At 69.0% G+C, this 25720-nt stretch carries 21 protein-coding genes; 14 read left to right on the top strand and 7 right to left on the bottom strand.

Translation table 11 applies throughout. The features are described from left to right. Window positions 1-2: 2 nt before the first annotated feature. From ACZ5ZX_RS38580 to ACZ5ZX_RS38540, 9 genes are read left to right on the top strand one after another with little or no spacing between them, the layout of a single operon-like run. Complete coding sequence (locus ACZ5ZX_RS38580) at window positions 3-842, top strand: MlaE family ABC transporter permease (RefSeq protein ID WP_007033208.1); 840 nt, start codon at window positions 3-5, stop codon at window positions 840-842. Continuing rightward, window positions 839-2062 carry an MCE family protein gene (locus ACZ5ZX_RS38575; protein ID WP_465506938.1) on the top strand — a complete coding sequence of 408 codons (1224 nt, stop codon included), beginning with the start codon at window positions 839-841 and terminating at the stop codon, window positions 2060-2062. Before ACZ5ZX_RS38580 ends, ACZ5ZX_RS38575 begins: the two co-directional genes overlap by 4 nt. Further along, on the top strand, window positions 2059-3072 hold the full coding sequence (locus ACZ5ZX_RS38570) for an MCE family protein (protein WP_465506937.1): 1014 nt from the start codon (window positions 2059-2061) through the stop codon (window positions 3070-3072). Before ACZ5ZX_RS38575 ends, ACZ5ZX_RS38570 begins: the two co-directional genes overlap by 4 nt. Further along, entirely contained in the window at window positions 3069-4079 is a 1011-nt protein-coding gene (locus ACZ5ZX_RS38565) for an MCE family protein (RefSeq protein WP_465506936.1), read from the top strand. Before ACZ5ZX_RS38570 ends, ACZ5ZX_RS38565 begins: the two co-directional genes overlap by 4 nt. Continuing rightward, entirely contained in the window at window positions 4079-5083 is a 1005-nt protein-coding gene (locus tag ACZ5ZX_RS38560) for an MCE family protein (RefSeq protein ID WP_465506935.1), read from the top strand. The genes ACZ5ZX_RS38565 and ACZ5ZX_RS38560 overlap by 1 nt, the downstream gene beginning before the upstream one ends. After that, window positions 5080-6063 (top strand): MCE family protein, encoded by a 984-nt coding sequence (locus ACZ5ZX_RS38555; protein WP_465506934.1) that lies wholly within the window; start codon window positions 5080-5082, stop codon window positions 6061-6063. Before ACZ5ZX_RS38560 ends, ACZ5ZX_RS38555 begins: the two co-directional genes overlap by 4 nt. Continuing rightward, window positions 6063-7163 (top strand): MCE family protein, encoded by a 1101-nt coding sequence (locus ACZ5ZX_RS38550; RefSeq protein ID WP_465506933.1) that lies wholly within the window; start codon window positions 6063-6065, stop codon window positions 7161-7163. Before ACZ5ZX_RS38555 ends, ACZ5ZX_RS38550 begins: the two co-directional genes overlap by 1 nt. Window positions 7164-7168: 5 nt before the next feature. After that, entirely contained in the window at window positions 7169-7672 is a 504-nt protein-coding gene (locus ACZ5ZX_RS38545) for a hypothetical protein (RefSeq protein ID WP_465506932.1), read from the top strand. Window positions 7673-7683: 11 nt separating this feature from the next. Beyond that, window positions 7684-8340: a hypothetical protein gene (locus ACZ5ZX_RS38540; protein WP_465506931.1), complete on the top strand. Its 657-nt coding sequence runs from the start codon at window positions 7684-7686 to the stop codon at window positions 8338-8340. 592 nt (window positions 8341-8932) lie between these two features. Here ACZ5ZX_RS38540 and ACZ5ZX_RS38535 read toward each other — a convergent pair. From ACZ5ZX_RS38535 to ACZ5ZX_RS38520, 4 genes are all read right to left on the bottom strand, one after another. Then, window positions 8933-10177 (bottom strand): PucR family transcriptional regulator, encoded by a 1245-nt coding sequence (locus ACZ5ZX_RS38535; RefSeq protein ID WP_465506930.1) that lies wholly within the window; start codon window positions 10175-10177, stop codon window positions 8933-8935. A 32-nt stretch (window positions 10178-10209) separates the two neighbouring features. After that, window positions 10210-11400 carry a PucR-like N-terminal domain-containing protein gene (locus ACZ5ZX_RS38530; RefSeq protein ID WP_465506978.1) on the bottom strand — a complete coding sequence of 397 codons (1191 nt, stop codon included), beginning with the start codon at window positions 11398-11400 and terminating at the stop codon, window positions 10210-10212. 339 nt (window positions 11401-11739) lie between these two features. Beyond that, a complete protein-coding gene (locus tag ACZ5ZX_RS38525) occupies window positions 11740-12750 on the bottom strand; it encodes an alpha/beta fold hydrolase (RefSeq protein WP_465506929.1) in 1011 nt (336 codons plus the stop codon). A 382-nt stretch (window positions 12751-13132) separates the two neighbouring features. After that, window positions 13133-14320 (bottom strand): PucR-like N-terminal domain-containing protein, encoded by a 1188-nt coding sequence (locus tag ACZ5ZX_RS38520; RefSeq protein WP_465506977.1) that lies wholly within the window; start codon window positions 14318-14320, stop codon window positions 13133-13135. A gap of 338 nt (window positions 14321-14658) precedes the next feature. Between ACZ5ZX_RS38520 and ACZ5ZX_RS38515 the strand changes: the two genes are divergently transcribed. Beyond that, window positions 14659-15855 carry a PucR-like N-terminal domain-containing protein gene (locus ACZ5ZX_RS38515; protein ID WP_465506928.1) on the top strand — a complete coding sequence of 399 codons (1197 nt, stop codon included), beginning with the start codon at window positions 14659-14661 and terminating at the stop codon, window positions 15853-15855. Window positions 15856-16047: 192 nt separating this feature from the next. Here the strand turns inward: ACZ5ZX_RS38515 and ACZ5ZX_RS38510 are convergent, their stop codons facing one another. The 3 genes from ACZ5ZX_RS38510 to ACZ5ZX_RS38500 form a co-directional block, all read right to left on the bottom strand. After that, window positions 16048-16464: a GtrA family protein gene (locus ACZ5ZX_RS38510; RefSeq protein ID WP_465506976.1), complete on the bottom strand. Its 417-nt coding sequence runs from the start codon at window positions 16462-16464 to the stop codon at window positions 16048-16050. 76 nt (window positions 16465-16540) lie between these two features. Continuing rightward, complete coding sequence (locus ACZ5ZX_RS38505) at window positions 16541-17755, bottom strand: lipase family protein (RefSeq protein ID WP_465506927.1); 1215 nt, start codon at window positions 17753-17755, stop codon at window positions 16541-16543. 35 nt (window positions 17756-17790) lie between these two features. Further along, window positions 17791-18360, bottom strand: a complete 570-nt coding sequence (locus ACZ5ZX_RS38500) for a hypothetical protein (RefSeq protein ID WP_465506926.1) — start codon at window positions 18358-18360, stop codon at window positions 17791-17793. Window positions 18361-18857: 497 nt separating this feature from the next. On the opposite strand from ACZ5ZX_RS38500, the gene ACZ5ZX_RS38495 reads away from it, so the two are divergent. The 4 genes from ACZ5ZX_RS38495 to ACZ5ZX_RS38480 all read left to right on the top strand — a co-directional run bounded on the left by ACZ5ZX_RS38495 (window position 18858) and on the right by ACZ5ZX_RS38480 (window position 25590). Beyond that, the gene (locus ACZ5ZX_RS38495) at window positions 18858-20087 is read left to right on the top strand and encodes a DUF6801 domain-containing protein (protein WP_465506925.1); all 1230 of its coding nucleotides are present in this window, start codon (window positions 18858-18860) and stop codon (window positions 20085-20087) included. A 67-nt stretch (window positions 20088-20154) separates the two neighbouring features. Continuing rightward, window positions 20155-21276, top strand: coding sequence for a DUF6801 domain-containing protein (locus ACZ5ZX_RS38490; RefSeq protein WP_465506924.1), 1122 nt, complete (start codon window positions 20155-20157; stop codon window positions 21274-21276). Window positions 21277-21424: 148 nt separating this feature from the next. Next, window positions 21425-23659 carry a heavy metal translocating P-type ATPase gene (locus tag ACZ5ZX_RS38485; protein ID WP_465506923.1) on the top strand — a complete coding sequence of 745 codons (2235 nt, stop codon included), beginning with the start codon at window positions 21425-21427 and terminating at the stop codon, window positions 23657-23659. Between the two features lie 47 nt (window positions 23660-23706). Beyond that, entirely contained in the window at window positions 23707-25590 is a 1884-nt protein-coding gene (locus tag ACZ5ZX_RS38480; RefSeq protein WP_465506922.1) for a serine/threonine-protein kinase, read from the top strand. Window positions 25591-25720 lie beyond the last annotated feature (130 nt).

Raw genomic sequence — 25720 nt, 5'->3', positions numbered from 1 at the left:
CCGTGACCAGCGTCCCCGAACGGGCCCGCGAGGCGTTCAAACGTCCCGGCAACAGTCTTTTCGAGCTGGGCGACCAGCTGCTGTTCTACATCCGCGCGCTCGCGGCGATCCCGATGGCCGTCACCCGCTACTTCCGCGAAGTGGTGCGCCTGCTCGCGGAGGTGACCTTCGGCAGCGGAGCGCTGGCCGTGATCGGCGGCACCGTCGGCGTGATGGTCGGCCTGTGCGTGTTCACCGGGATCACGGTGGGGCTACAGGGTTTCAGCGCGCTCAACCAGATCAACATCTCCGCGATGACCGGTTTCCTCACCGCGTACTTCAACACCAGGGAGATCGCACCGCTGTCGGCGGGGCTCGCGTTGTCCGCGACGGTCGGCGCCGGCTTCACCGCGCAACTGGGCGCCATGAGGATCTCCGAAGAGATCGACGCGCTCGAAGTGATGGCCGTTCGCAGCATGCCGTACCTGGTCACCACCCGGATCGTGGCCGGGTTCATCGCGATCATCCCGCTCTACGTGATCGGCCTGCTGATCTCCTACCTCGGCTCGCGGGTGACGACGGTCGTCTTCTTCGGACAGTCCGGCGGGACCTACGATCACTACTTTTCCCTGTTCTTGCCGCCTGAAGACGTCCTGTGGTCGTTCGGCAAGGTACTGGTGTTCAGTGTCGGCGTCATCCTCACGCACTGCTTCTACGGCTACCGCGCCGCGGGCGGACCGGCCGGGGTCGGGGTCGCCGTCGGCCGCGCGGTGCGGACGTCGATCGTGCTGATCAGCGTGCTGGACCTGTTCCTCAGCCTGGCGATCTGGGGCGCGACCACGACGGTGAAGGTGTCCGGATGAGCACGCGGGCACGGACGCAGTTCGCCGGGGTGATCTTCCTCGTCATCCTGGTACTGCTCGGCTGGCTGGCCGTCGCCATCTTCAACAAGGACTTCGACCGCGCGGAACTGGTCACGCTCAAGACCGACCGGGTCGGCAACCAGCTGGCCCCGCCCGCCGAGGTGAAGGTCCGCGGTGTGCCGTTCGGCGAGGTCCGGGCGGTCCGGGGCAGTGCGGACGGCGCCGAGATCGACCTCGCCATCGACCCGGCGAAAATCGATCAGCTGCCGAGGAACGTTTCGGCCCGCCTGCTGCCGAAGACGGTGTTCGGCGAGCGCTACGTCAACCTCGTCCTGCCCGATCGGCCCGCGGGTGGCTCGCTGCGGGACGGCGACGTCATCACCCAGGACCACTCGGCCAACGCGATCGAGCTGGAACGGGTGCTCGGCGATCTGCTGCCCCTGTTGCGCGCGGTGCAGCCGCAGAAGCTCAACAGTTCACTCGGCGCCATCTCGCTCGCGCTCGACAATCGCGGGAAGTCGTTGGGGGACAGCGTCGTCCAGCTCAACGACCTCCTCGGCCAGGTGAACCCGCTGATGCCGCGGTTCAAGGCCGACGTCAGCCGTGCCGCCGACGTGGCCGACCTCTACACCGGGGCCGCGCCGGACATCCTCAAGGCGCTCTCGGATCTCTCCACGACGGCGAAGACCATTGTGGACACTCGCGCGGACCTCGACAAGCTGTACACCAGCGTCACCACCGCGAGCGGCGATCTGAACAAGTTCCTGGTGCAGAACAAGGAGAACATCATCGGCGTCAGCGTGAAGAGCAGGCCGACGCTGGAACTGCTCTCGCGGTACTCGCCCGAGTTCCCCTGTCTCTTCGACGCGGTGAACAGGCTCAAGCCGGTGATGGAGAAGGCCTTGGGCAAGGGAACCGGGGAGCCGGGGTTGCACGTGACGCTGTCCGTTCACGAGCCGAGGGACAAGTACGTGCCGGGCCGGGACGATCCGCGGTTCGACCAGAAGGGCGGGCCGCGGTGTTACGGCGGGGGTGGATCTTCGGCGGCGGTGTCGTTCGCCGCCGATGGGGACCTCGGCCCGGCAAATTCGAAGGGGGAGCGAGGGCTGGTCGCCGAGATACTGGCGCCGTCGCTCGGGATGAAGCCGGCCGAGGTCCCGGACTGGAGCAGCGTGCTCGTGGGCCCGGCGTTGCGCGGAACGGAGGTGACCGTCCGATGAGGAGTGTCGCGGGCCCGGCGATCAAGGGTCTGATCTTCTTCGTCATCACCGCGGTGGCGACCGGCGTCCTGGCCATCACCATCGCGAACTCCAGCGTCGGCACGACGGTCGGCTACACGGCCAGGTTCACGGACGCGACGTCGGTCAACCCCGGTGACGAGGTCCGGATGTCGGGGGTCCGCATCGGCCAGGTGGAGTCCGTCGGCGTGGTCGAACGCCGCCTGGCGGACGTGCGGTTCTCGATCGAGAGCAAACGCCGCCTCAGCGCGGGCGCCACGGTCACCATCCGGTACCGCAACCTCGTCGGTCAGCGGTACATCTCGATCGACCCCGGCCCCGACGGCCCGCCCGTGCTCGAACAAGGGGCGCTGATCCCGCCGGAGCGGACGCGTCCGGCGCTGGACCTGACGGCGTTGTTCAACGGGTTCAAACCGCTGTTCCAGGCGCTGTCACCGAACGACGTGAACCAGTTGTCGTTCGAGATCGTCCAGGTACTGCAGGGCGAGGGGAGCACCATCGACAGCCTGATCGAGCACACCGGGTCGCTCACGAAAACCTTGGCGGGCAAGGACGAGGTGATCGGCCAGGTGGTCGGGAACCTCAACACCGTGCTCGACACGCTCAACTCACAGGGCGACCAGTTCGACAAACTCGTCGACGTCACCGCCCAGCTGGTCTCCGGACTCGCCACGGACGCGAAGCCCATCGGGCAGGCGATCGGCGGGCTCGGGGAACTCACCACGGCCACCGCGGGCCTGCTCCAGGACGGCCGCGCGCCGCTGAAGGCGAGTATCACCACCCTCGGTGACCTGTCGAAGAACCTGGCCGACAACACCCCGGTGTTCGAGCAGTTCCTGGCGAACCTCCCGAAGAAGCTGGACCGCATGGGCGCGATGGTCTCCTACGGTTCGTGGTTCAACTTCTACCTGTGCTCGGTCAAATCCGACGCGCGGCCCGCCCCGGGCGGCCCGCCGGTCGGCATCCCGCTGACCCAGGGACGGTGCCGGTGAAAGCACCGAGGATCAAACCCTTCCGCAGCCGCAACCCGATCGTCGTCGGGGCCATCACGGCGTTGCTGATGGCCGTGGCGGGCTCGGCGACCTTCTTCTCCGACGACCTCCCGCTGGTCGGCGGCGGCACCACGTACGCGGCGGAGTTCACCGAAGCCGCCGGGCTCAAACGCAACGACGAGGTCCGGGTGGCCGGCGTGAAGGTCGGTGAGGTCTCCGACGTCCTCCTCGAAGGCGGACGCGTCAAGGTCCTGTTCCGGGTCAAGGACACCTGGATCGGCAACCGCACCACCGCCGCGATCAAGATCAAGACGTTGCTGGGACAGAAGAACCTGGTCATCGACCCGGTCGGCAACGCGGAACTCGATCCGGACGAACCGATCCCGGTGCAGCGCACCAGTTCGCCCTACGACGTCACCACGGTGTTCAACGATCTCGCGAACACCGTCGGCGCGATCGACACCGACCAGCTGGCGAAAGCGTTCGGGACGCTGTCGGAAACACTCGGCGCCTCCACACCTCAGGACGTCCGGACGGCCTTCGACGGCATTACCGCGCTGTCCAAGACACTCGCCTCCCGCGACGAGGAACTGGTGAAACTGTTCCAGAACACGAACAAGGTGTCCCAGACCCTCGGCGGCCGCACACAGCAGATCGAGGCGCTCATCCGCGACGGCAACACACTGCTCACGGAACTGAACGCGCGCAAGGACGCGATCGCGAAGCTGTTCAGCGGGGTGAAGAACCTGTCGGTGCAGCTCAAGGGGCTCGTCGCGGACAACCAGAAGACACTGGGGCCCGCGCTCGACCAGCTCGATCGCGTCGCCACCGTGCTGCAGCGCAACCAGGACAAGCTCAGTGAAAGCCTGCGGCTGGCCGGGCCGTTCTACCGGCTGCTCGGCAACGCGGTCGGCAACGGCCGCTGGATCGACACCTACATCTGCGGGCTCGTCCCGACCGGCGGTACACCGGGCAGCTGCCTGCCTTCGAGGAACGGGGGACGCTGATGGGGCGCCACTTCACGCTGGCCGATCTCGGGGGACAGGCCCGTCGGCGGGCCTGGTCACGGCGGCTCGCGCTCGCCGTCGTCGCCGGGCTGCTCGTGACGGCGGCCTGGCCGCTGCTGACCCGCCAGGCCGACCGCGTCCTGACCGGATACTTCACCGCGACGGTCGGGGTGTACCCGAACTCCGAGGTGCGGGTGCTCGGGGTCGCGATCGGTTCGGTGACCAAGGTCGAGCCGAAGGGGACGAACGTCGAGGTGACCATGTCCGTCCGGCCGGACGTCAAACTGCCCGCCGACGTCGGCGCCGTGGTGATCACGCCGAGCCTGGTCGCCGACCGGTACGTGCAGCTCACCCCGGTGTACGTGGGCGGGCCGGAGCTGGGTGCCGACGCCAAGATCCCCCGCGAACGCACCGTGACCCCGGTCGAGGTCGACGAACTCCTCGGCAGCCTCAACCAGCTGATGACCGCGCTGGGGCCTAAGGGCGCCAACAAGGACGGCGCGGTCAGTGACGTACTGACCCACGCCGCCGCCTACCTCGACGGCAACGGCGGCAAACTCGGCGAGGCGATCAAGAACCTCGGTGAATTCGCCCGTACGGCGAGTGACTCGAAGAAGGATCTGTTCGATTCCGTCGACAACATCAGCAAGTTCACCGCGATGCTCGCGTCGAACGACGGCCAGGTGAAACAGGCGATCCAGCAGATCTCCTCGATCAGCAAGATCCTCGCCGATCAGCGGGACCAGTTCTCCGGAGCGATGACCGAACTCACCGAGGCGCTCAGCGTCGTCCAGGGTTTCATCAAGGACAACCGCGGCAAGGTCAAGTCCGATGTGGACAAACTGGCCGAGATCACCAAGGTGCTCAGCCAGCAGAAGGCTTCGCTGGGCGAGGCGCTCGACGCCGCCCCGAACGCGCTGGCGAACGTGCTCGGCGCGTACAACCAGGGCGCCGGGACACTCGACGGCCGAGGGAACCTCACCGAATTCTCGGGGGCGAAATGAAGTCCCGGCTCACCTGCGCCGCCGTACTGGTCGTCACGCTGGCCGCCACCGGCTGCGGCAGCGGTGTCGACGTCTACGATATCCCGCTGCCGGGTGGCGCCGCGCTCGGCGAGCATCCGATCCACGTCACGGCGAGTTTCACCAACGTGCTGGATCTCGTTCCCCAGTCCGGCGTGAAGGTGAACGACGTCCCGGTCGGCCAGGTGCGGACGGTCGAGCTGGCGCCCGACGGGCGCAGCGCGGTGGTCGGGCTGCTGCTCAGCGGGGACGTCAACCTGCCTGCCAACGCCGTCGCGCGGCTGAGGCAGGCGAGCATTCTCGGCGAGAAGTTCGTCGAGCTCGCGCCGCCGGACGACGGGACCCCGAGCGGGCGGCTGGTCGACGGCGCGGTGATCCCGCTCGCGCGTTCGTCGCTGACCCCGGAGATCGAGGAGGTCTTCGGCGCGCTTTCCTTGCTGCTCAATGGTGGAGGCGTCGCGCAGGTACAGAACATCACCCGCGAACTCAACGACGCGCTCGGCGGCAAGGAGAGCGCGGCCCGCAGCCTGTTGTCCAATTTGGACACGTTCGTGCGCGGTCTCGACGAGCACAAGGCGGAGATCACCCGCGCCATCGAGAGCGTCAACAAACTCGCGGCGACGCTGAACTCGAACACCGAGGAGATCAAGGCGACGCTGAACGGGCTCACCCCCGGCATCGAGGTGCTGAACCAGCAGCGTCAGGCACTGGTCGGGATGCTGAAATCGCTGGACGGGCTCACCTCGGTCGCGGTCGACACGGTGAACCGCAGCAAGGACGACCTCGTCGCGGATCTCAAGGCGCTCGAACCGATGCTGCGGAAGCTGGCCGAGTCGGGGGACAAACTGCCGAAGGCGATGGAGATGATCTTCACCTTCCCGTTCCCCGACGCCGCGCTCGACGCACTCCGCGGTGATTACCTGAACACGTTCCTGACCTTCAAGAACAGTGGTGGCCGCTGATGCTGACCAGGTTCGTCCGCGCCCAGCTGGTGGTCTTCGTGGTCATCGCGGTCCTCGGCGTCGCCTATGTCGGCGCGACGTACGCGGGGCTGGACAAGCTGGTACTCGACCGCGGCTACACCGTCAAAGCGCGGTTCGCCACCGGCGGCGGCATCTTCGGCAACGCCGAGGTCACCTACCGGGGCGTGCCGATCGGCCGGGTCGGCGAACTGCGGCTGACCGCCTCCGGGATGGAGGTGGATCTCGACATCGATCCGGGCGGCCCGGAAGTGCCCGCGGACACCGAAGCGGTCGTCGCCAACCGATCCGCCGTCGGCGAGCAGTACGTCGACCTGCGGCCTCGTCGCGGTGACGGCGCCACGTTGCGGGACGGCTCGGTGATCTCCGAGGCGGATACGAAGATCCCGCTGCCGGTGGACGTGGTCCTGTCCAGTGTGGACTCGTTCGCCAATTCGGTGCCGCAGCCCGCGCTGCGGACCGTGGTCGACGAGCTGTACAACGCGACGTCCGACGCGGGGCCGGCGCTGGATCAGCTCGTCGGGCGGGGTATCGAGTTCGTCCAGGAGGCGAGCGCCCACGTCGGCCCGCTGACCAGGTTCGTGACCGACGCGCAGACCGTGCTCGACACGCAGGTCTCGCAGGCGGACGCGATCCGCTCGTTCGGCGCGAACGCGAAACTGCTCGCCGAGACGCTGAAGAGTTCCGACGGGGATCTGCGCCGGCTGATCCCGGCCGTCCCGGCGGCGGCGAACGAGGTCAGTTCCGTGCTGCGGGAGACCGGGCCGAGTCTCGGCGTCCTGCTGGCGAATCTGCTGACCACCGCGGACGTGCTGGAATCACGGCAGGACGGCATCGAGCAACTGCTGGTCACCGCGCCGAAAGCGGTCGCGGCCGGACACGCGATCATGGGGCCGGACGGTGCGCACGTCGGCCTTTCGCTGACCTTCTTCGACCCGCCGCCGTGCGTGACCGGCTACAACACCGGCTACCGCGACGGACTCGACACTTCGGCCCGTCCCTTGAACACCGCCGCGCGCTGTGCCTTGCCGAAGGGCAATCCGACGAACGTGCGTGGCTCGCAGAACGTGCCGGGAAGGTGAAGCCCATGACCAGACTCGCCGCCGTTCTCGCCGTGGTCGCCACGGCACTCGCCGTCTGGTTCGGCTACTCCTGGTGGGACGCGAGCCGGGACGACGGCGTCGCGCGGGCCACGGTCCGGGAGGACGCGTTGCAGGCGGGCAGGCAGGCGGTCGCCGCACTGACCACTTTGGACTATCGGCAGGCCGATCAGGGTTACCAGAACTGGCTGAACCTCTCCGGTGGCGCCTTGCACGACGAGCTGGCGCGGGACCGGGAAGGCGGGCTGGCCCGGATCGGCCAGGCGAAGACCGTCACCACCGGCAGGGTCGTCGACGCCGCGGTGACCGAAGTGGACAGTGGCGGCGGGACCGCCGAGGTGATCGCGTCGGTCGAACTCGAGGTCCGGCCCGACGGCGGTGAAGCAGTGACCAAGCACAACCGGTTCCGCGCCGGCCTGAACCGGACGCCGGACGGGTGGCGCGTCACGTCGCTCGGCCAGGTGCCGGTGACCGACACCGGAAAGCCCTGACGGAGGACGCGATGTCGACGAAACGAACCGTCAAACCGGTACGGCGCGCGGTGAAGGTGGCCGGGAAAATGGGTGGGAGCGCCCGGACGAGTGTCATCGAGGCTCCCGAGCCAGAACCCACCGATGAGGTTCTTGAGCCTGACTCCGCCGATGCGGTCGCCGAGCCTGTGCGGCGCCGTCGTCTTCCGGTGGTGTTCGGCGCGGTCGCGCTGGTGATGGCGGGCCTCGCGGGGTGGTTCGCGATCGAGGCGCGGGACGCCACCGCGGTGCTGACCCACAACACCGCGCTGACCGACGTCGCCACGACCGCCGAGGTGAGCGACCAGGTCGGCAAGGCACTCGGCACGGTCTTTTCCTACCGCTACGACGATCCGGCCAAAAGCGAACAGGCAGCGAAAGAGGTGCTGACCGGCCCGGCGCTGGGGCAGTACGACCAGTTGTTCGCCCAGGTCCGGAATCTCGCCGTGGCGCAGAAACTGGTCGTGACCTCGACTCCGGTGGTGTCGGGTGTCAAGGTGCTCGACGGCGACCGGGCGTCGCTGCTGGTGTTCCTCGACCAGACCGGCGTGCGCGGCGACGGACAGCGGAGCACGGGTGCGGCCCAGCTGAGCGTCACCGCGGAACGCTCCGACGGGAAGTGGCGAGTGACCGCCCTCGCCGCCGCCTGACCCACCCTCGCATTTAGAGGACTAAACGCGAGGGTGCGCCGGGTGCTCGTGAGTGGTAATGATGGCCTCCTTCCTTGCGCTAGGCGCAAGGAAGGAGGCCATTATGTACTGGGGAAGGTGTGAAGGTCGAGTTTCCTCGGCTGAGCCGAGGGAAGGGGTCCTTCACGCGCAGCCGTTGTGACTGGTGGTGCTGCTGAGGCTCGTGATGGTCGTCCGGGGCGGGTGAGGGGAACTTTGAGGGACTCTGGGTCCCTCAAGGAGTCCTTCACGGCCCGGCCGTCACCGGACCCACCCGCCGTAGGTACCTGAAACACCCTTGGCCAGAACCGTCATTACCGCTCACGACTCCGCGTGAGCGGGCCTCGCTGGTCAGCCGGGTCGTCACGGTGTCCCAAGCGCCTCACCTGAGACGATCAACGTCTCAAGCGTGGCGCTCGCGACCTCGCCCGGGTCGCCACGCACGACCACGCCCGCGGTCACGGTGGCTCCAGGAGCGGAAAGCGTCCTTCGCCGCATGCGACGCGGGGAAGGGGCCCTTCGCTGCGTGCGATGTGGGGAAAGCGTCCTTCGCGGAGTCGGGTGAGGAGTAGCTTCAGGAGGGGATCGCCCGCAGGGCCAGGATCATCTCGAACCGCCGCTCCGGATCCCGCAGGCCGTCGGCGAACAGCGCCTCCAGTTCCTGCGCGCGTGACCGCACCGTCTGCGGATGGACCGCGAGCCGTTCCGCCACCTCGCGGACGTTCCCGCAGGTCTCCAGCCACGCCAGCAAGGTCCCGGCCAGCCGCGTGTGCTGCTTCCCGGTCAGCCCGGCCAGCGGCCCGAGCCGCTCCCGCACCAGCTCGGCGGCCAGAAACGGTTCCTTGAGCAGCCACAGTCGCGAAAGGTGGTCGACGCACCACGTCACGGGCTCGTCGGCGAGCGCGCCCGACTCGACGAGCCGCAGTGCCTCTCGTGCGGCCCGCAGGGAGCGTGCGGCGAAGGCCGGGGGGACGGCGGGGCCGATCGCGGCTCGCCATCCTGCCAGGGATTCGGCGAATCGTTCCCGTTCGTCCGGTTCCGGAGCGGGAAGCAACAGACAGGGCGAACTGCTCTCGAAGTCCGCCAGCGCGCTCGAAGCAGCCGCCGGAACTTCTTCCGACGGCTGGTCGAGGGCGACGGCGACGAGGAGCTCGGGCAACTGCCAGCGCGCGAGGTCGGCCGCGTGTTTGACGACGTCGGGCGGTGACGGCGGTTCGGTGAGCAGGAGCTCCATCAACCGGTGCCGCCGACGCTCCAGCGCGCCGGCGGCCTTCTCGCGCGCCTCCGCGTGCCCCTCGACCGACAGCGCCGAGAGTTCGTCGATGTAGGCGAAGATGGCTTCCGCGAGCAGGCACAGCGTCGCCGAAGGCACACCCGTGCGCCGACCCGCTTCGGCCACCCGTCGCCAGGTCACCCTGGCCCCGACCCGGTACGCGGCCTGGAGGACGTCGACGTTGCGGCCCTGGTGGAACTCCTGGACGCCCAGGCTCAGGAACACGCTCCGGCGGTCTTCCGACGGCGCTTCCGGGTTCCCGATCCGCTCCAGGAACTGCAGGAACGCCATCTGGACGCCGGTCTTGAGCGCTTTCCCGAACGCGCCGTCCAGCGGCCGCGCGTAGTCGGGGATGGTCCGCTGGATCTCGCGGACCACCTCCCCGGCCACGTCGGCAAGCACCGGACGGAACACCGTCGCCAGCTCTCTCGGCAGCAGGGCCCAGAGCTGGACCGGACGCCCGCTCGACCCACCCGGCCGAGCGGGCGTGAGGAGCGGGCCGTACGTCGCCTCGACCCCGCTGCGACCATCCTGCGGTCGGGTCACCTCGTCACCTCGTTGTGAGTGGGAAACGCTGATCAGTCCTCGGCGAGTAAGGCCTCCGCACGCAGGGCGATCTCCATGTCGAGCCGGTCGTCGGCGTTGTTCAACCGGTCGCCGAAGAGATCGATGAGCTGGTGCATGCGGTACCGCACGGTCTGGGGGTGGACCTTGAGTTTCTTCGCGATCTCGGGAGCGCTGCCCCGGGACTGCAACCAGATCAGCAACGTCTCCCCGAGCCGCGCCCGCTGCTTCGGCGTCAGGTCGTTGAACGGGGCGAGGCTGCGCGTGCAGAGCTCACGGACCAGGAACTCGTCGGCGAGCAGCCACAGGGTCGACAGGTGATCGCTGTACCAGGTGACCGGATTGTCCGGCAGGACCCCGCGCTGGACCAGCCGCAGCGTACGGCGGGCCCACAGCAGGGAACGCGGCGCTTCGGTGAGCCGCACGGCAGGTCCGATCACCGCCCGCCAGCCGGGAAGCCGTTCGGCGAGATCCTTCAGGTGTTTGTCGGGGTCGCCGGTGACCAGACAGGGCTTGGGGCCCTCGAAGTCGACCAGGACGTCGGCGTCCAAGTCCGCGCTGTCGGTGTCGAGAGGGCCGTTCCGGCGTTCGAGCGCGACGACCGTGACCTCGGCGGGCAGCGCCCACTGGGCGTTGGCGGCGTGGGACGCGATCGACTGCGGTGAGGAGGGCGGATCGGAGAGCATGAGTTCGAGCAGCCTGCGCCTGCGTCTGGCCCTGGTGCCGGCGGCCCGCTCCTGCGCGGCCGTGTAGCCCTCGATGGACAGTGCGGAAATCTCGTCCACGTAAGCGAAAATCGCTTCGGCCGCGGTGCAGAGGAGATCGGCGTCCGCTCCGATCGCCTGCCCGAATTCCGAAACGTGCCGCCAGGCGACGCGACCGCCGACGCGGTAGGCCGTCTGCAGGCAGTCGAGACTGCGGCCTTCCTTGAACTCGACCTTCCCGAGGTGACGGAAGACCGCCGACCACTTGTCGAGTGAGGCCGTCCCCTGACCGATGGTGTCGAGGCAGTGCAGGATGGCCTGCCGGATACCCTGCGTGATGGTCTGTCCGAACGCGCCTTCCAGTGGCTGCGCGTATTCGGGGACGGCTCGCTGTACCTCCTGAAGGATGGCTCGGGCCAAGGGGTCGGCGCGCGGCCGGAACCGCTCGCCCAGTTCCCTCGGCAGTGACGCCCACAGTCCATTCGCACCGGTGCTGCGCACAGGTCGGTTCTCCACAGGGGTTCTCGGTGCCGGCGTGAAGGCGCGCGGTCGCTGGACCGGACCCGGTGGCTGGCGGTGCGGGGTGGCGGGATGACGCACGTCGGGGTCAGGCCGTGCGGTCCGCAGATCGTGCCGCGAGAACCCGGTATCCAAGTCGGTCATGTTTTTATCCTTGTTAGCAACAAAATCAGCCTCTTCAACGGTGAAGCCGATCCAGATTTTGTGGCTCACGCAACATAAAATCCGGCCGTGAGGAGTGTCAACGGCTGGCGGGGCCCGGATCGGCCACCTGGATGGACTACACCCGAACGGGTGGTCCGATCCGGCGGAGGGTGACATTTAGGCGCGCCTGAGATGGGGCCCAGGTGACAACTTTTCCGGGGCCTCCCGCGGGGTCGCCGCGCGGTTTTCGACCCCGTTCGCCGCCTCGCTCGCCTGAACGAGGACCGCGACGACCTCTTCGAGGGTCAGCCGGGCGGGTTCCGTCTCGTCGAGGAAGCGTTCGAGCTCCGCGCCGAACCGGGCCGGGTCGGCTACATGTGGAAAGTGTTTCGCATTTTCGAACACCGTCAAGCGGCTACCCGGCAGCAGTTCGGCCGTCTTTCGGCCGTGTTCGACCGGGATGAGCGGGTCGTGCGCGCCCCAGACGACCAGCGTCGGCACCTGCTCGGCGAGATAAAGCTTGTCGACGGCACTGGCGCGCTGGCCGCGGAGATCGATCAGGCTGCGGGCGATGAAGAGGAACGCGCGCCGCCGTCCGGTGTCGGACAGTGACGAAAGATGCCTTGTCAGCTCCCGCGTCTCCGGAGCGAGTTTCCCGCCGAGACCGCGGCAGGCGGCGGCGATGCCGCGGGCGATCGCGACGGTGGCCGGGTTGACGGCGGCGGAGAGGGTGGCCTTGGCGCCCGGCAGAGCGGTCGCGCGCAGCACCGCGGTCACCTGGGGGCCGAGTCCGGCGCTGCCCACGAGCACCAGCCGGGCGCACATCTCCGGGAACTGGTAGGCGAACTGCATCGCGATCCCGCCGCCGAGGGAGTGCCCGGCGATGGTCGCGCGACGATTCCCGGTGAGGGCGAGGACGTCACGGACCACGCTGGCCATCGCGCCGAGGCCGTAGTCGGCCCGGGGTGCCCCGGAATCACCGTGGCCGGGAAGATCGGGGACGAGGACCCGGCGGCCGAATCCGGTCCGCTCGAAGTGGTCGAGCAAGGGGACCCAGGTCTGTCCGCTTCCCGAGATCCCGTGCAGCAGCACGAGCGGCTCGCCTTCCTCGTCCGTTGTGGACGGCAGGTATTCCCGCAGCCGGATTTCCTGCCCGTGCAGGGTCAGTGTGCGCGCTTCGAGGGTCATGTCCCGCCTTTCCGTTGTCAGGCGTCAAAATAACGTGAGGAATGCCGGGTTCGTCAGCGTGTCGCTGGACACGTCCGGCTATTGCGTCCAGGGTGACAAGAATGTCGGCGCGGACCCCGAGTCGGATGCTAAAACCGGCCGACCGGAACATTCGAGCATCGACATTTTCCGACCACACCGGTATTCAGGAAAGCATCCGTAAACACCCGTAACCACGGAGAAAAGCATGGATGCGACGATGCCCCGTGCCGGATCGGCGGCCGTTCACTGATGGCCTGCCGGGCGGACTTCCACCTGGACCAGCCGAGGGTGAAACGCGCCCGCCGCGGTTTGCGCTGGGTGCTTCCCACCGTACGGCCACCGGAACGGCGGGTCCGGCGGGTCAGCTCCCTGGTCCACCTTCGTCGCGGCGGTGGGCGCGCATGAGCCGCTGGGCGCGCAGCGCGAGTTGCATGCCCAGCCGGTCGTCGGCGTCCTTGAGCCGGTCGCCGAACAGTTCTTCCAGTTGCCGCAAGCGGTTCCGCACGGTCTGCGGATGCACGCCCAGCCGGTGCGCGATCTCCGGTGCCCCGCCGCGGGTCTCCAGCCACGCCAACAGGGTTTCGCCGAGCCGCTCCTGCTGCTTCTCGCTCAGCGACGTGAACGGGTCGAGACTCTGCTTGGCCAGTTCGGCGCCGAGGAAATCCTCGGCGAGCAGCCACAGCGTGGCGAGATGATCCCGGCACCAGATGATCGGCCCGGGAGCGTCTTCGCTGGTCAGCAGTAACGCGCGGCGTGCGGTGCGCAGGGCGGCCGGGGCGTCGGTGAGTGGTACGACGGGAGAGATCGCCACACGCCAGCCGTCGAGCGCGCCGTGCAGCGACGCGAGATCGGTGTCGGGATCCGCGGTGAGCAGGTACGGCTCGGCGGTGTCGAGGTCGCGCAGCACGTCTTCGTCCAGGAGGTGGGCGGGGAATTCGCCGGCGCCCGGAGCGCGCTGGAGCGCGACCATGGCCGCGGTTCGCGGGACCCGCCACCCGGCCCCGTTCGCCAGGCTCGCGATACTGGACGCGGACCCTTCCGGTGCCTGCGCGATCAGTTCGAGCAGACGACGGCGCCGGAGCGGGGCGGCGCCCGCGGCCTTGGCTTCGGCCTCCTGGTAACCCTCGATCGTCGTGGCGCAGAGTTCGTCGACGTAGACGAACACGGACTCCGCCGCGAGCGCGACGATGTCGGGACCGACACCGAGCCCGCGCACGATGGGCCGCATCGCGCGCCATGCCGCACGGGCGCCGATCGTCGCGCTGTCGTGCAACGGTTCCAGGCCGCGGCCTTCGGTGAACTCGCTCCGCCCGCGCAGGCGGTAGAAGTCGATCCAGCGGTCGTGCGGGACCATCGGATCGCCGATGCAGTCGACGTAGTGCCGCACCGCCCGTTCGCAGGAAACGACCAGGACGCGGCCGAAGACGCCGCGCAACGGCCGTGCGTACACGGCGACCGACCGCTGCACCTCCTTGATCATCGCGGCCGCGGCGTGACCGGTATACGGACGCAGTTCTTCGCCGAGCGAACGCGGCAACGTCGCCAGCATGCGGAAACTGCGGTACTCGACCACGAAGACCCCCTTTGCTTTCGGCGAACCGGGGCGACGGGAAACGTGAATCCCTTTGCACGACCGCGTCGGATCGACGGGAACGGTGCCGGGAGTGTTTCTACTCGGTCGGCAGGCGACGTGTACCACGAATGTGACGTTGAATTGTCAACGGAAAGTCGCGCCCGTCCCACGGACGGCGTTTCGGTGTGGCGGCTTTTGACACGGATGTGGCGCCGGTCCTACGCTCCGTGCATTCGAGTGCGCCGGTGGCGCGCGGACGAAAGGGAATGGGTGCCCGGAATCGTCGGCAAACTTCCGAGCGGGGGAAGAAACACGTGAGCTGGCAGCCCGTTGGTTCGTTGTGGGCACGCCTGCCGAGGGAACTCGGCGACGCCGTCCGGCCGCGGATCCCGGCGATCGCCGGGCACTGCGTCGACGCCGTGGCGGCCGAAATCGCCGAATGCGCCGAAGTTTTCAGCGACAGCGACGCCCGTGCCGCGGCCGTCGAGCTGACCCGGCGCAGCGTCGAACGCGCCATCGACCGGGTCGGCGTCCCCGAACTGCTGCAGAACGACCTCTTGGCGGACTTTCGCGAACAGGGCAGGCTCGCGTTCCGGCAAGGGCTCAGCCGTGAGGCCGCGCAGGCGGCGTTCCGGGTCTCGAGCCGGGTGCTGTGGCGTTCGATCGTCACGGCCGGCCGCCAGTTGCGGCTGTCCGGCGACGTCCTCTACGGCGCGGCGGAATGCTTGTTCGGCGACGTCGTCGAAGTGACGATGGCGCTGACCGAGGGCTACAACGCGGCACAGGCCGAGGCCACCGGACCCGCCGAGCAGCGGGCCAGGCTGTTCCGGCTGCTGACCGGCGGCGCGGGGTACACCCAGGCCGACGTCGGCGCGCTCGCCGTCGCGATCGGCTGGCGGATCCCGGTCCGGATCACCGCGGTCGTCTTCACCGCCGCGCCCGGAGCGCCCGCGTTCCCCTCGGTTCTGCTGCCTTCGGCGGTGCCCGCCGACCTCGTCTCGGACGCGCCCGGTGCGCTGGTGGCCTGCCCCGAAGCCGATCTCGGCGGTCTGCGGGAACTGCCTTCCGGCTGGTCGGCCACGGTCGGGGTGTCCGTCCCGGTGGCGCAGGCGGGCGAGTCGTTCCGGATCGCCCGCCGTGCCTCCGAACTGGCCCAGCGGGGGATGATCACCACGGTGGGCCCGGTGCTGTGGTGCGAGGAGCACATCACCACGTTGCTGTTGCTCGCCGACGAGTTCCTGCTGGACAGGCTGGCCGGAGAGGCGCTGGAACCGTTGTCGGGGCTGGCGCCGAGGCAGCACGACGAGCTGGCGGCGACCCTGCTCACGCAGGTGCAGACGCGGGGGAGCGCGCCCGAGATCGCCCGGCAGCTGGCCGTGCACCCGCAGACGGTGCGGGCTCGCCTGCGGCGGCTCACGGAGTTGTTCGGCGAGCGGCTGGACGACCCGGATCAGCGGCTGCGGATCGAGCTGGCGTTGCGCGCGGAACGGTTGCGTCCGGCCGACGTCTGACCGGGCGTGGTACCCGAGGGGGTCGTGAGTGCCAAGTGGGGTTCTAACCCTAATCAGCACTCACGACCCCAACTCGAAACCGCACATGCAGGCCTGATCGGACACAGAGTTGGCTGACAGGGTCCCTTGGGTGGCGGTGGCTCGTTGATGAAGGGGGCGCATCGCCTCACGATCCACACACCACCCCGCGGGTCAGGCGTCCGCCACCGGGAACACCCAGCGGCGGTAGCCCCACCAGCGGAACGCCGAACCCGCCGCGGTGCCGATCAGCATCCCGCTGACGAAGTCGGCGATCTCCTGTGCCAGAAGGCCGACTTCGGGGACTTCCAGCCGCAGGACGTACCGCGAGATCAGCGGCGGGCACAGGTTGATCGCCACGGCGATCGCGTTGACGGCGAAGAACAACGCCGCCTCGTGCAGGCGAGGCCTGCCGCCGCGGGTTTGGAACGCCCACCGCCGCGAGAGCAGGTAGGCGAAGGCCGTCGCGACGACGGTCGCGATGGCCAGCGCCGTGACCGGTTTGGTGTGCAGGACGGTGAGTTTCAGCCCGTAGTTCGTCCCCAGGGTGAGGCCGAACGCGGCGAGCCCGACGGTGGCGAAACGAAGCAGCTCGCGCCGCTTCCGCGCACCGCCGGGCGCCGCTTCGTCCACAAAGGACTCAGGGGCGGTTCTGAGCACCGCGGGCTCAGCAGTTCGACGTCGCCGGGATGCCCGCGACCCGGTCCTTGAGGAAGGCGAGCACGTCCGCGTTACCGGTGTAGACCGCCGTGATGTGGTCGGTGTCGAAGGTCTTCCAGGTCGTCTTGACCCCGGCGGCGCAGTAGGTCTTGTGCAGTGCGTCGGCCTGCGCGAACTGCACGAGCTGGTCGCCGGTGGCGTGATAGAGGAACAGCGGGGCCTTGATCGGGGTGCCGCCGAGCTTGTTCTCGTTGAGCCGCTTGACCCATTCCGGCCGCACGTAGCCCGCGCTGGTCGTGTAGTCGGCGATCTTCTGGTTCGCGTAGGTGGTGAGCAGTTCGAACGTGCACGCGCTCTTCTGCATCTCCGCCAGTTTCGCGCGGCCGTTGTCGCTGAGGAACGAATCCAGTTTCAGCTCGGGGTAGGCGTTGTCCAGGCCGACGAGGGCGTAGGCGAAGACGCCGAAGCCGAACTTCCCGTCGAGCTGCAGGGTGACCTGGACGAGGTCGGCGGGGACACCACCGGCGGCGACGCCGGCGAGGTTCACCTCCGGGGCGTAGGTCGGCTGCAGTTCGGCTGCCCAGGCCGCGGCCCCGCCACCCTGCGAGTACCCACGGAAGAGCACCTTCGCGTCGGCGGACAGTTTCGCCTCCGGCAGGCGTTGCGCGGCGCGGACCGCGTCGATCACCGCGGGGCCTTCCGAACGCCCGACCACGTAGGTCGTCTTCGGATCCTGGCGGTAGCCCTCGTAGTCGGTGAGCGCGACGGCGTACCCGGCGTCGAGCAGGTCGTCGAGACCGGACTGTTCGTAGAACGCGCCGATGTCGATCATCTTCGACGGCGTGCAGTCGAACGCCGGGCCGTGGGTGCCCGCGGCGAAAGAGACGATCGGTGCCTTCGCCGGATCGGCGTTCTTCGGCACCAGCACCGTCCCGGTCACCGCGTCCGGCCGCCCGAGGGCGTCGGTGGACAGGTACATCACCTGCCACGCGTTGACGGAATCCTTACGCGGTCCCGCTTTGGAGACGCGTGAGCGGATGATGTCACCCGGCTTGCCCGCCGGGAGCGGGGACGGCGGGGTGTAGAACGAGTCGTCGGACGCCGCGGTGGCGGCGGAGTTCGCCGGCGTCACGCTCAGCGCGGTCAGCACACCGGCGGACAGGACGATCGCCAGCGCGGCGGCGAGCGTCCGGCGGGAGGGGCGGGGGAACGAGATCGGCACGGCCGGGCCTCCAGAGAGCGCGGGTCGGGGATCACTCACGACATGCCGTAGACCTGGCGGCAGGTCGAGGATTCGGTGAAGGCGAGGTTCAGTTCCGAGTTGGCGCGCAGATGCTTGATCGGGCCCTCCGGCTCGCTCAACCCGCTCATCGTGGTGTCGGCGTCGGCGACGACCTTTTCCAGGCTGGCCTTGTCGGTGACCTTCGCATCCCGCATCTTCGCCAGGGTGGCCGTCACCTTCGACTTGGTCTCGTCCAGCGTGGTGGTCGCCTTGTCCACGGCGGACTGTCCATCCGGGACCGGCGGCACACCGGCGTTGCGGATCCCGCCCGCCATGTCGTCGAGCGCCACGGTGAGCGAGTTCAGGAAGCCCACCATGGCGGTTTTCGCCCCCTGCGGGTTGTCGGGGTCGAACGCGGGCGGCTGGGACAGCTTCGCCGAGCCTGCCGCGACTCCGGAGCACACCTTGTCCGCCCAGGCGAGCGCGGCGGGGTCGGCGTGACGGCCGGCGTCGGCGGGATCGTCGGACCCGCAGGCGCTCAGCAGGACCGCCGAGGCGGTCACGGAGACGGTGGCGAAAGCGATTCTCGCTGCCGTGCGGCGCATTCTCTTCATGGTTTCCCCGTCGAATTCGGCGAAAGAGGGCCGGCCGCGGCACGAGGAGCGGGAATCCGCGCAGTCTGCGGTGACCGGCTTGCTGAACCGCGAGGTTACTCACGAATGATTCCGTCAGGCAAGCAGGGCACCGGGCGAGAGAAGCAGGGAAAGCGCTGATTGGCATGCGTGAGATAGTTTCGTCCGGTGCGATTGTCACCCGCGTCAGCAGTTCTCGCGACCGCCTCAAGTGGCTCTGTGCTGGGGAAACCCATGTGCCGCTACTAGGAACCGGACGGGCGCACCGTGCCAGGGTGACAATTTACCGGCGACGCGTCAACTTTTCCGGGGAAGCCCTTGATAGCGGTGTGGAAGCGTCGTTAGTTTACTGTTCGGTTGCGATCCGTCAGACATCGTCGCTACCCGGAGAATTCTCTCGGGCCGATATTCATTGCTCTGGGGAATTGTACGCCGTTTCGTATCATCGTTGATACCACGGAAGGACGATCGTGAGTCACCGTAGAGGAACCAAGAAGGCGGTCGCCGCCGCCGCGGCCGGTGCCGTGGGGCTTGCCACCGCGGTACTCGTGGTCGGGGCACAGTCCAGTGCCGCCGACCCGATTTCGCTCCCGCTCAACTACCACTGCAATTTCCCGCTCGTGGGTTCCCAGTCGCTGAAGGTGGTGATCAACACCGATCTGCCGCTTTCGGTCAAGACCGGGCAGCCGACCGGCACGTTCGACATCAAGGCCGTCTCCACGATCAACGCGGACACGGTCAGCGGGCTGAACCTGATCGGCGCGACCACGCTGGAAGGTCAGGCCATCGCGGCGGCGACCGTGGCGGCGCCGGGACTCAACCTCCCGGTCAAGGTGCCCAACGACATCGCCAAGCAGAACATCCCCACCTCGGGCGAGATGACGGTCAACGCGGCGGGCAAGACGCCTTCGCTGACCTTCAACCAGCCCGGCGAGGCGAAGATCACCGTGGGCGACCTGCAGTTGAAGGTCACCCCGCGCAAGGCCGACGGTTCGGTCACCGGGATCACCCCGGACGGCACGATCGACGCGCCGTGCACGCAGGATCCGGGCCAGAACAACACGCTGGCCACGATCAAGATCGGTGACGGTCCGACCCCCACCGGGACGACCACCACCACCCCGCCGCCGTCCAGCACCACCCCGCCGCCGAGCTCCACGACGACCCCGCCGGCTACCACCACCCCCGGTGGTGGCGGGATCAAGTACGCCTTCGGCATCAAGGGCCAGACCTCGCTGAAGGCGCTCGGCAGCACGGCGCCGATCAACGGCGGCTTCGACGCGGACGTGGATCTCGCTTCGAAGACCTTCACCGGCGACCTGAAGCTCGACCCGTCGTCCACCCAGTTCAAGCTGTTCGGGTTCGTCGACGGCCGTTCGGAGATCAAGGTCGAGCAGGTCGGCAAGCAGACCGGTGAGCTCGTCGGCACCGGTTTCAAGGCGCACATCAAGTTCAACGTGTTCCTGCCGAGCGTGCAGGTCTTCGGGATCCCGATCAGCAGTGACCCGAAGTGCGGCACGGTCAGCCCGTCCACCAGCGAGATGACCACCGGACCGGACTTCGACCTGCTCAAGGGCGGGAAGCTGACCGGCACCTACTCGCTGTCGGCGCTGCAGAACTGCGGTTCGTTCAACGACATGATCAGCATGTTCGCCAAGAGCGACGGCAACACGCTCGATCTGAACCTCACCAAGAAGTAACCAGGCAAGCCGGCCCCGTCGCCTCCCGCGGCGGGGCCGGTGCCGTGCCGTCACAGGGAAGGCGACCATGCCCTTTCGCATCAACGTCCGGATGCTGCTCGCGTCGGGCCTCATCGTCCTGCTCACCGCCTGTTGCCTGGTGTTCGTGGCGGTCCACAGCGCGGCGGCGGGCACACCGGTCGAGAAGAAGCTGTCGTTCACCTGTCCGTTCCCGCTGATCGGGCTGCAGAAGCTCGACGCGGTGATCAAGGCCGACTTCGAAGTCCCGACGGCGCCCGGTGGCACGCTCACCACCTCCGGCCTGACCATCACGGTCACCGTGCCGGACAAGGCGGCGCGTGGCCTCAACCTCGTCGGCGCCGCCACCGTCGAAGGCACCGCGGCGGCGGGCGTCACGCTTGTCAACGGTGACGCGAACCCGCTCCCGGTGCGCATCCCGCTGAACGTCGCCAAGACCGACCTCCCGCCGTCCGGCTCGTTCAGCACGGTGGCGACGGGTTCCGTTCCCACGGTGACGCTGGCGAAGCCGGGCAAGACCACGCTCACCATCGGTGACTTCACCACCCGGTTGACCCCGAAGAAGGCCGATGGCTCCTTCACCGGGATCGGTTCGTTCACCTCGGACTGCACACTCGACCCCGGGCAGGACGCGGTCTTGCTCTCCTTCGACCTCGGCGGAACCCCCGCGGGACGCCACTACGCCGTCACCGGGAAGACGGCGGTCAAGGCACTGGGCGCCACCGCGCCGCTGACCGGCGCGTTCGACCTGAGCGCCACCTCGACCACGGTCTTCTCCGGCGCTCCGGTGTTCGACAAGGCGCACACCGACTTCCGGCTGTTCGGTTTCGTGCCGGGCATGGCCGATCTCGAGTTCGTCGCCGACGGACCGCAAGGCGGCGACCTCACCGGAACGGGCTTCGTCGCCCGGCCGCGGTTCATCACCGTGCTGCCGCTCGTCACCCTCCTCGGCATGCCTGTCAGCAGCGGCCCCGGCTGCCGGACGTCGAGCCCGTCGACGGCGGAACTGCGTACCGGGGACGGTTTCACGATGGCGGGCGGCGGCGCGCTCACCGGCGGCTACGCGCTCGCGCCGTTGACCGGCTGCGGTGCGTTCACCCCGTACCTGAGCACGTTCGTCCAAGGCGAGGGCAACACGTTCGATCTCGTGCTGACCCCGCGCACGCCCTGACCCAGGACACCTGTTTCCACCACCACCGCAGTAGTCGGGCCGACGGCGGGCCCGGTTCCCGGCGGCGGTAATCTGCTTCGCGTCACCTCTCGGGACACCTGTTCCACCACCACCGGAACCACTGGTGAATCCCTGGGAGTGCCACGAAATGACGATTTCCGCGCCGGAGGCCGCCGTCCGCACGGTGAAACTGACCGTGTCGGGGATGACCTGCGCCGCCTGCTCGGCGCGGGTGGAACGCACACTGAACAAACTGGACGGCGTCCGCGCGTCGGTGAACTACGCGACCGAACGTGCCACCGTGCAGGTGCCCGAGGCGCTGGCCGAGGACGTCCTGATCGAACGGGTCCGCAAAGCGGGCTACACGGCGGAGCTCCGCGGCGAAGAGGATCCGGACACCGGCTTCGCGCGGGTCCGCGATCTGCGCCGGCGGCTGGTCGTGGCCGCCCTCCTGGCGATCCCGCTGGGGAATCTGTCGATCACCCTGGCGCTGGTGCCGCGGCTGCAGTTCCCCGGCTGGGAACTGCTCTGCCTGGTTCTGGCCGTTCCGGTGGTGTTCTGGTCCGCGCTGCCGTTCCATCGCGCCACGCTGCGGAACCTCCGGCACCGTTCGTCCAGTATGGACACTCTGGTTTCGCTCGGTGTCCTCGCTTCGTTCGCGTGGTCCGCTTGGTCGGCCTTCGACGGCGGCGCCGAACCCGGCTACTGGATCGGCTTCGGTCCCACGGCGGCGGGCGCGGACGCGATCTACCTCGACGTCGCCGCCGGGGTGACCACCTTCCTGCTGGCGGGCCGGTACTTCGAAAGCCGGTCGCGGCGGAGCGCGGCCGGGCTGCTCGCGGCACTGGACGCCTTGGCGGCCAAGGACGTCCGGGTACTGCGTGACGGAGCCGAGCGGATGGTCCCGATCGGCGAGCTGGTCACCGGAGACCTGTTCGTGGTGAAACCGGGGGAGTCGATCGCCGCGGACGGCGTCGTCGAGAGTGGACTGTCTACAGTGGACGTCAGCGCGGTGACCGGCGAGCCCGTGCCCGCGGAGGCCGGTGCGGGTGACCGGGTCGTCGGGGCCTCGGTGAACCGGGACGGCAGGCTGGTGGTGCGGGCGACCGCGGTCGGCGCGCACACCCAGCTGGCGCAGATGACCGCGCTGGCCGAACGCGCGCAGGCCAGGAAGGCCGCCGTGCAACGACTGGTCGACCGGATCTGCGCGGTCTTCGTCCCCGTGGTGCTCGGCGTGGCCGCGCTGACGCTGACGGGGTGGCTGCTCAGCGGCGCATCCGCTCGCGACGGTTTCGCGGCGGCCGTCGCCGTCCTCATCATCGCCTGTCCGTGCGCGCTCGGGCTGGCGACGCCGACGGCGCTCATGGCGGGGGTCGGCCGCGGCGCCCAGCTGGGCATTCTCATCAAGGGCCCCGACGCGCTCGAAGCCGGCCGTTCGGTGGACACCGTGGTGCTGGACAAGACCGGCACCGTCACCACCGGAAAGATGACCGTGCTCGCCTGCCGTCCCGCGGACGGGTTCACCACGGCGGAGGTGCTGCGGTTCGCCGGCGCGGTGGAGGCCGGTTCGGAGCACGCCATCGCGGCCGCCGTCGTCACCGCCGCACTGGCCGAACTTCCCGATCTGCCGCCGGTGGAGCGGTTCGGCGCGCTGCCGGGACTCGGTGCGCGGGGCGAGGTCGAGGAGCACGAAGTCCTCGTCGGCAACACGCGGTTGCTGGCCGAGCGGGGGATCGGCGTCCCGGACGAGTTCGCGGCCGCCGAAGGGGACGGAGCGACGGCGATCCTGGTCGCGGTGGACGGCCGGATCGCGGGGCGGCTGGTGATCCGCGACGTCGTCAAGCCGTCGGCGCGGGCCGCTGTCGACGCCCTGCACGCGCTCGGTCTGCGGACCGTCCTGCTCACCGGTGACAACGAGGCCACCGCCCGCGCGGTCGCGGACGAGGTCGGCATCTCCGACGTCCGCGCCGGGGTCCTGCCCGCGGAGAAGGCCGAGGTCATCGACGAACTGCGGGCGGGAGGCGCGCGGGTGGCGATGGTCGGCGACGGGATCAACGACGGTCCGGCGCTGGCCACCGCGGATCTCGGGATGGCGATGGCACAGGGCAGCGACATCGCGCTGCGTTCGGCCGACATCGTGCTGGTCCGCGAAGACCTGCGGGTGGTCCCCGACGCCATCCGGCTCGCCGACCGCACTCTGCGCGTCATCCGGGGAAACCTGGCCTGGGCGTTCGGCTACAACGTCGCCGCGATCCCGCTGGCCGCGCTGGGACTGCTGAACCCGCTGATCGCCGGGGCGGCGATGTCGCTGTCGTCCGTGCTCGTGGTGTCCAACAGCCTCCGACTGAAGGACTTCGGCCGGGTGGACCGACGCGCTGAGTGACACTTACCGGTGGTTTTGTACCATCGCCCCGGACAAGGGGGCCTTTCGTGAAGCCGTTGAACACCGGCGAACCCACCGGCGTGGGGCGTTACCGGGTGTTCGCCGCGCTCGGGGAAGGCGGGATGGGCCGGGTGCTGCTCGGCGTCTCCGCCGACGGACGGCTGGTCGCGATCAAGCAGGTCCATCCGGGTTTCGCGCACGATCCCGGCTTCCGCGAACGGTTCCGCCGCGAGGTCGCCACGTCGCGCCTGGTGTCCGGCGCGTACACCGCTCCGGTGATGGACGCGGATCCGCACGCGCCGACACCGTGGCTGGCCTCGGTGTTCGTACCGGGGCCGTCGCTGGCCGAAGCGGTCGCCGCCGGCGGTCCGCTGCCGCCGACGTCGATCCGGTATCTCGCCGCGGGGCTCGCGCTGGCGCTCGGCGACATCCACCGCGCCGGGCTGATCCACCGGGATCTGAAGCCGAGCAACGTCATCCTCACCGGTGACGGCCCCCGGGTGATCGACTTCGGCATCGCCCGCGCCGCCGAGGGCGACTCGGAGCTCACGCACACCGGCGCGGTCATCGGCTCGCCCGGGTTCATGTCGCCGGAGCAGGCCGAAGGCAAGCCACTGACCCCGGCGAGCGACATGTTCGCGTTCGGCGCCCTGCTCGTCATGGCCGCGAGCGGGACCAGCCCGTTCACGGGTACGTCCACGCCGCACACGCTCTACAACGTCGTGCACGTCCAGCCCGATCTGCGTCGGCTCGCCCCGGAAGTCCGGCAGCTCGCCGAGCCGTGCCTGGCGAAGAACCCGGCGGACCGGCCGTCCCCCGCCTGGGTGCTGGAGCGACTGGGCCCGATCCCGCCGACGACCAGTCCCTGGCCGCCGGTGGTGCCACACCTCATCGAGAGGCAGCAGGCCGAAGTCCGACGGTTGCTGAACCCGCCCCCACCGAAGCGGTCCCGTCGTGGCCTCTACGCGGGGGCCGCCGCGGCCGCCGTCGTGCTGCTTGCCGGTGGCGTCGTCGCCGCGGTTTCGCTGAACAAGGACGATCCGCCTCCCGCCGTCGCGGCACCGAGTGCGTCACCGCCGCCGGACGAGCCCGTCGCCACCCCGGTCAACCCGGATCCGCTCGGCCCGGACAACCTGCGCAAGGTGGACCTGTGCAAGGTGCTCGAAGGCCGCGAGATACCCGGTTTCGGCAAGCTGAGCACGAAGAACGGCACCCAGTTCGATTGGTGCACGTATTCCTCGTCCGCCGGCAAGTGGCTGGACCTGCGGATCGCCGGCGACCTCTTCCAAGCCGAAGCGGGCGGCGAACTGGAGGGGCTTCCTCTGGCCGTCAAAGGGTCCGGTAGCTCGTGTGAGGTGGCGGTCCCCGTCACCGGGCTGCTGCACACCAATCTCACCGCCCGCGCGGACTCGTTGTCCACAAAGGACGAGGCTTGCTCGGTGGCCAAGGCGGCCCTCGCCGACGCGGTCAAGCGGATCCGGGCCGGTGGTCACGAGCACGATCTCGCGGCGGGCACGCTGGCGCCGCTGGACCCGTGCGCGCTGGTCGGCCCCGCGACCGTGGACCGGCTCATCGGCCCGGTGGTGGAGACCGTCCGCGAGCATCTGCACGAATGCCGGTACGACGCGACGGGCAGTGTCCGGTTGAGCTTCGGGCGGGGAGCCCCGCCGACGGAGGCGACGTACTCGGCTTACGCGACCACCGCCACCCTGGATATCGGCGGTACCAAGGTGTATCTGGCGAGGTCGGACGACGGCGCCGCCCGCTCCACCTGCTCGCTGATCTGGCTGCATCGGTCGATCAATGACCGGGTCGGGGAGAACGTCGAACTGACCGTCGGCACCAGCGGCGCGGAGACGAACGCCGAACTGGCCTGCGAGAAGGCGAAGAACTTCGCCGGAGTGCTCATCCAGAAACTTCCGAAACCGTAGGGCCGGGATGGCGAGCCGGTCCGGTTGGTCGTGTGTGGGCGTTAAGGGGGTAAACCCCAAACCCCCACAACCCCCACCCCCCCCCCCCCCCCCCCGCCCCCCGCCCCCCCCCACCAACAAAGAACCAAAA

It is taken from the genome of Amycolatopsis sp. NPDC033938, assembly GCF_055575975.1.
Note: the sequence above shows the minus strand (reverse complement) of the source record. Positions and strands in the feature narration are given on the sequence as shown.

Coding starts and splice junctions, on each gene's coding strand:
- ACZ5ZX_RS38575 (WP_465506938.1), top strand. CDS start 839: ATGAGCACGCGGGCACGGACGCAGTTCGCCGGGGTGATCTTCCTCGTC.
- ACZ5ZX_RS38570 (WP_465506937.1), top strand. CDS start 2,059: ATGAGGAGTGTCGCGGGCCCGGCGATCAAGGGTCTGATCTTCTTCGTC.
- ACZ5ZX_RS38560 (WP_465506935.1), top strand. CDS start 4,079: ATGGGGCGCCACTTCACGCTGGCCGATCTCGGGGGACAGGCCCGTCGG.
- ACZ5ZX_RS38555 (WP_465506934.1), top strand. CDS start 5,080: ATGAAGTCCCGGCTCACCTGCGCCGCCGTACTGGTCGTCACGCTGGCC.
- ACZ5ZX_RS38550 (WP_465506933.1), top strand. CDS start 6,063: ATGCTGACCAGGTTCGTCCGCGCCCAGCTGGTGGTCTTCGTGGTCATC.
- ACZ5ZX_RS38545 (WP_465506932.1), top strand. CDS start 7,169: ATGACCAGACTCGCCGCCGTTCTCGCCGTGGTCGCCACGGCACTCGCC.
- ACZ5ZX_RS38540 (WP_465506931.1), top strand. CDS start 7,684: ATGTCGACGAAACGAACCGTCAAACCGGTACGGCGCGCGGTGAAGGTG.
- ACZ5ZX_RS38525 (WP_465506929.1), bottom strand. CDS start 12,750: ATGACCCTCGAAGCGCGCACACTGACCCTGCACGGGCAGGAAATCCGG.
- ACZ5ZX_RS38520 (WP_465506977.1), bottom strand. CDS start 14,320: ATGCTGGCGACGTTGCCGCGTTCGCTCGGCGAAGAACTGCGTCCGTAT.
- ACZ5ZX_RS38500 (WP_465506926.1), bottom strand. CDS start 18,360: ATGCGCCGCACGGCAGCGAGAATCGCTTTCGCCACCGTCTCCGTGACC.
- ACZ5ZX_RS38490 (WP_465506924.1), top strand. CDS start 20,155: ATGCCCTTTCGCATCAACGTCCGGATGCTGCTCGCGTCGGGCCTCATC.
- ACZ5ZX_RS38485 (WP_465506923.1), top strand. CDS start 21,425: ATGACGATTTCCGCGCCGGAGGCCGCCGTCCGCACGGTGAAACTGACC.